At 63.8% G+C, this 5597-nt stretch carries 6 protein-coding genes; 1 reads left to right on the top strand and 5 read right to left on the bottom strand.

Annotated elements, in window-relative coordinates; all coding sequences use genetic code 11:
- From metG to ACIQ17_RS30200, 5 genes are all read right to left on the bottom strand, one after another.
- Positions 1-961 (bottom strand): methionine--tRNA ligase (gene metG, locus ACIQ17_RS30180; protein ID WP_398473143.1); only part of this gene is annotated, 961 nt, incomplete at its 3' end.
- 45 nt (positions 962-1006) lie between these two features.
- Positions 1007-2047, bottom strand: coding sequence for a DNA polymerase III subunit delta' (locus ACIQ17_RS30185; RefSeq protein ID WP_398473144.1), 1041 nt, complete (start codon positions 2045-2047; stop codon positions 1007-1009).
- A complete protein-coding gene (gene tmk, locus ACIQ17_RS30190) occupies positions 2044-2721 on the bottom strand; it encodes a dTMP kinase (RefSeq protein ID WP_398473145.1) in 678 nt (225 codons plus the stop codon). Before tmk ends, ACIQ17_RS30185 begins: the two co-directional genes overlap by 4 nt.
- Before the next feature lie 2 nt (positions 2722-2723).
- Positions 2724-3968, bottom strand: coding sequence for a D-alanyl-D-alanine carboxypeptidase family protein (locus ACIQ17_RS30195; RefSeq protein WP_398473146.1), 1245 nt, complete (start codon positions 3966-3968; stop codon positions 2724-2726).
- Positions 3969-4071: 103 nt separating this feature from the next.
- Positions 4072-4998, bottom strand: a complete 927-nt coding sequence (locus tag ACIQ17_RS30200; protein WP_398473148.1) for a septal ring lytic transglycosylase RlpA family protein — start codon at positions 4996-4998, stop codon at positions 4072-4074.
- 294 nt (positions 4999-5292) lie between these two features.
- Here ACIQ17_RS30200 and ACIQ17_RS30205 point away from each other — a divergent pair, with 294 nt between their 5' ends.
- Complete coding sequence (locus ACIQ17_RS30205) at positions 5293-5454, top strand: Flp family type IVb pilin (RefSeq protein ID WP_398473149.1); 162 nt, start codon at positions 5293-5295, stop codon at positions 5452-5454.
- Positions 5455-5597 lie beyond the last annotated feature (143 nt).

Raw genomic sequence — 5597 nt, forward strand, 5'->3', positions numbered from 1 at the left:
CATACTGCTCGGCGAGATTGAAGGGATCGACGACATTGCCGACCGACTTCGACATCTTCTCGCCCCTGTTGAACAGGAAGCCGTGCGCATAGACGCGCTTCTGCACCGGGATGCCGGCCGACATCAGGAAGGCCGGCCAGTACACCGCGTGGAAACGGATGATGTCCTTGCCGATGATGTGGACGTCGGCGGGCCAGTATTTCCAGTTGGTGTCACCCTCATCGGGGAAGCCGACGCCGGTGATGTAGTTGGTCAACGCATCGACCCAGACATACATCACATGCTTGTCGTCGCCGGGCACCTTGATGCCCCAGTCGAAGGTGGTGCGCGAAACCGAAAGATCCTTGAGGCCGCCTTTGACGAAACTGGTCACTTCGTTCTTGCGGGATTCAGGTCCGATGAAATCGGTGGACTCGTACAGGGCCAGCAGCTTGTCTTCATATTTCGACAGCCGAAAGAAGTAGCTGGATTCCTCGACCCACTCGACCGGCGTGCCCTGCGGGCCGCGACGGATCTGGTCCTCACCAACGGTGGTTTCGTCCTCGGCGTAATAGGCTTCGTCGCGGACCGAATACCAGCCGGCATAGCTGTCGAGATAGATGTCGCCATTGGCGGCCATGCGCTTCCACAGCTCCTGCGAGGAGCGATGGTGCTGTTCTTCCGAGGTGCGGATGAAGCGATCGAAGGAGATGTTAAGGGCCTCGTCCATCTCCTTGAAGCGACCGGCATTGCGCGTGGCCAGATCGGCCGGCGTCATGCCTTCCTTCTGCGCCGTCTGAACCATCTTCTGGCCGTGCTCGTCGGTGCCGGTGAGGAAGAACACATCCTTGCCGTCGAGCCGCGCGAAGCGGGCCAGCGCGTCGGTGGCGATGGCTTCATAGGCATGGCCGACATGAGGCACGCCATTCGGATAGGCGATCGCGGTGGTGATGTAGAAGGTGTTATCGGTCGCGTTCGCCATCGGCGCGAAAGCCTTTCAAAATGATCGGTCTTGCCGCGGAAGGCGTCAGCGCGTCGCGTCTGCGAGCAGGCCAAACACCGAGAAAACCAGCGGTTTTCGCTCGAGATTGTAGGATTCGGTCTCGCGCGCGGCTTTGTTGATCTTTTCCCATACCTCCGCAAGGCGTGCAAGGCGGGGCAGATCGGCGTTGAGGCCGGCAGGGTCCGCGCGCAGGCGCTCGCCGATCCAGCGATCGACGCTGTCGACAAAGGCGCCGAGCGCAACGCGGTCGCTGGTGCCAAGGGCATCGCCGAGGGCGTGGAGCTCGCGGGGGTCCACGTGGGGCAACGTGTTCAGCAGCGACGCGGTGCGCTGGTGCAGCTTCAGCGCACCACCACCGAGCAGGTTGATGGCGCGGGACACGCTGCCTTCGGAGGCCTCGGCGACCTCGCGCAAAGCGGGATCGCCCTCCCCGCTCTCGGTGGCCAGCGCGACGGCGGACAGCACGTCATCGGTGGACAGCGCACGCAACGGCAGCTTGCGGCAGCGCGACTGGATGGTCGGCAGCACGCGGGCCTGGGCGTGGGTGATGAGCAGGAACAGCGAGCGCTGCGGCGGCTCCTCGAGGACCTTCAGCAGCGCGTTCGCCGCATTGGTGTTGAGCTCGTCCACGGTATCGACGATGCAGACGCGCCAGCCATCGACCGCAGCGGTGGAGCCGTAGAAGCCGACGGTCTCGCGCACATCGTCCACGGTGATGACCGTGCGCATGACGCCCTTGTCATTGGCGGTGCGGTGGATTTCGAGCAGGCCGCCATGGGCCTCGGCGGCGACCTGGCGGACAACGGGATGCGCGTCATCGAGATCGAGCGTCTCGGCCGACTGCACCTGCACTGACGCCGGATCGCGATGGGCGAGCACGAAGCGCGCCATGCGATAGGCCAGCGTCGCCTTGCCGATGCCCTGCGGGCCGGAGATCAGCCAGGCATGCGGAATGCGGCCGCCGCGATAGGCATTGAGCAGCGTCTGCTCGGCCTCGTGATGACCGAACAGAGCGGTCGTCTCGCGCGGATGCGGGACTGATATCTCGGGATCGTTCTTGCTCATAATGCGTCCGCCGTCTCGTGCAGCAGTCGCTTGCGCAGCACGCCCCAGATATTGTTGGCGACGGCCTTCGGGCTCAGCGTCGCATCCAGCAGGACGCAGCGCACGGGCTCGTCGATAGCGATCTGGCGGAAGGCGTCGCGAAGACCCTGATGGAAGGCGATGCCCTCGGCCTCGAACCGATCCGGCACGCCGGTGCCGCGGCGCGCGGAGGCGCGGGCCATGCCAACTTCGACGGGCAGATCCAGGATCACCGTGAGGTCCGGCTTGAGGCCGCCGATGGTGACGCGCTCCAGTGCCTTCAGGAGCTCCGGCGAGACATTGCCCTGGCGGCCCTGATAGGCGCGGGTGGAATCGGAAAAACGGTCGCACAGGACCCAGATGCCCTGGTCGAGCGCCGGCTTGATCACCGCATGCACATGATCATCGCGCGCGGCGGCGAACAGCAGCGTCTCGGCCTCCGCGCCGAGCAGCTTGCCCATGCCGGACAGCACGACATGACGGATGATCTCGGCACCCGGCGAACCGCCGGGCTCGCGGGTGACGATGGCCGGGATGCCGGCATCATTGAGACGATCGGCGAGCAGCTTGATCTGCGTGGACTTGCCGGCGCCCTCGCCGCCCTCGAAGGTAATGAAGCGGCCGCGCTCGGGCGCTGTGTGGTGCGTATCAGTCATGGTCACAGCTTCGCAGCGCCGGCGCGGAACAGGCCGATCATCAATTCGCTGGCGCCGTCGACGGCGCGCTGAACGGTCGTACCGGGGCCGACCGCGTCGGCGGCATAAAGTGGCGCTTCCACGGCAATCTGCTGGCCGCGCCAGACCTTGACGACGCCGACGGCCTGGCCCGCCCGCACGGGTGCATGGACAGGGCCTTGATAGACGATGCGCGCGATCAGCTTGTCACTGCCGTTCTTCTGCACCATCACCTTGACCGGCTCCTTGCTGACGAGCGCCACCGAGCCCCTGTCGCCGCCGAACACCTTTGCGTAGCCGACGGGCTGGTCGCCGGCGAAGACCGGGCGGACCTCAAAATTCTTGAATCCCCATTCGAGCAGCTTCTTGGCGGCGGAGGCGCGATCGTCGGAATCCTCGAGACCGTTGACCACGACGATCAGGCGGGTGTCGTTCTGCACCGCGGAGCCGACCATGCCGTAGCCGCCCTCCTTGGTGAAACCCGTCTTGAAGCCGTCGGCGCCTTCGAGCGTCGCCAGCAAGGGATTGCGATTCTGCTGGCGGATCTTGTTCCAGGTGAATTCGCGCTCGCCGAAGATCTTGTAGAAATCCGGATACGTCCGGATGATGTGGCGCGCCAGCGTGCCCAGCTCGCGCACGGTCATCTTGTTGCCGGGGTCCGGCAGGCCGCTGGAATTCGCAAACGTCGATTTCGGCATGCCGAGTGCGCGCGCGCGCTTCGTCATACGCTCGGCAAATGCCGCCTCGTTGCCTTCCATGGCCTCGGCCATGATCATGCAGCTGTCATTGCCGCTCTGGATGATGGCGCCGCGCAGGAGATCGGCGACGGGAATGCGGCTGTTCAGCGCCGCGAACATAGTCGAGGCGCCAGCCGGCGCGCCGCCCTTGCGCCAGGAATTCTCGCTGGTGCGATACTCGTCCGTGAGCTTGATGTCGCCGCGGGTCAGCGCGTCGAACACGACCTCCACGGTCATCAGCTTCATCATGCTGGAAGGCGCACGCAGTTCGTCGGCGTTCTTCTCGAACAGCACGGCGCCGGACGAGGCCTCTATCAGGATCGCGGTCGGTGCGTCCGTGTCGTAGCCGCCCTCCTCGACCACCTTCTTCGCGCCCTGCACGCTCTGATTGGCGGCATGGGCCGCCGGCTGCAGCACGAAGGCAGCCACGAGCAGGCTTGCGACCAGCGGCCGCCAAAGCGAGGTTGTCAGTGTGAGGAAGCCAGATGTCATGCCGTGTCCCGAATGGTCAGGTCTTAACAGCATCACCTTGCCCGAACAACGCGCACCCGGCTGTGCCGGGCACTAACGGGCGGAGATCTGGATCAAATCTTGCTCAGTACAGACCGCGGCCGGACAGGATCGCAGCCGCGCCGCGGGCGTCCACGGTGCCTTCATCGCGCAGAGCCGGCTCGGCTGGTGCGACATAGTCCGGATTGTTTTCATACGAGACCGCGCGGCGGTTCTCGGCCGGATAGGCAGCGGCCGACCGATAACGACCGGAGGAAGAGATTTCCGAGGTCTGGCGATCCGCGGGCGTATTGCCAAGCGAATACGGACGCCCTTCCGGCATCGGGACATCACGCGAGACGGCGCGACCGCCCTGCATGTCCGGCACAAAGGAGCGGGCCGAAGCCACACGCACCACCGACGGTGACGGTGCAGGTTCGCCGGTGCGCAGCGTCGCCATCAACTGGCGATCGTCAGAACCTTCAAGCGAGGCACGGCCGACATATTCGACGCGCACCTGCGCAACGCCATTGCTCTTGAAGTCGAGAAGTTCGGCGGCCTTGTTCGACACGTCGATCAGGCGGTTGCCATGATACGGACCGCGATCGTTGACGCGCACGATCAGCGACTTGCCGGTCCTCATATTGGTGACGCGCGCGTAGCTCGGGATCGGAAGGGTCGGATGCGCCGCGGTGAGCGATGTCATGTCGAACACTTCGCCATTGGCGGTTCGACGGCCGTGGAATGCGTCGCCATACCAGGACGCCAAGCCTTCGGCGCGATAGTTGGCATTCTCTTCGGGAACATAGGTCTTGCCGGCAATCACATAGGGCTTGCCGACGCGATAGGTGCCACCACCTTTGGGAACCGGCTCACCGAAGCCGACAACCCGCTGGCTGCTCGACACGCCGTATTTGGGATCAACACGGCTGAAACTGGTGGTTTGCGAGCAATTGGCCAACGCCAGACAGGCGCCCATGGCCGCCGCTGCACTTGCAGCACGACCAATGCGGTGTGACCGAAGAATCCCCATGCGCCCCAATACCATTCCGGCGGTCAGCTGCCTATCGGCAACACGCGACCGCTAAATTACGATGTTCCCCACTTCCACATCGCGTGGTGAACATATCGTAGCTGGATCAGGGCGAAAATGGGGAGAACCGGGTTATGGTAAACACAAAATTGTCGTCAGCCGGTTCTCGCGCAACCTGAAAGAACGATCGATCCGCGACCTAAACCAGATGGACGCCGCATCCGGATATTATACCGCCGGAGATTCGGTACTTGTTTACGAGCGATTCACGCGGGCCGCCTAGCGTACAACACCATGACGCTGATCAAACGTTTCATCGCTGACGAGTCTGGCGCGACCGCCATCGAGTACGGACTCATTGCGGCCGGCATCGCTCTAGCGATCATTGCCGTCGTCAATGGCACCGGTACCAATCTCAAAGGCAAGTTCACGTCGATCAACTCGTCGCTGAAATAGGCGGCCGTTGATCAACTGAACAGACGCCCGCCCCGCTCCTCGCGGCGGATATACGGGCCCCACAACACATCCTGTCGCCACAGATAGATCTGGACGCCCAGGCAGATGACGCCGACGATGGCCGCCAGCACTAGCAGAGTCTC

This window comes from Tardiphaga sp., assembly GCF_044340795.1.
In the GTDB taxonomy this organism is placed as follows: domain Bacteria; phylum Pseudomonadota; class Alphaproteobacteria; order Rhizobiales; family Xanthobacteraceae; genus Tardiphaga.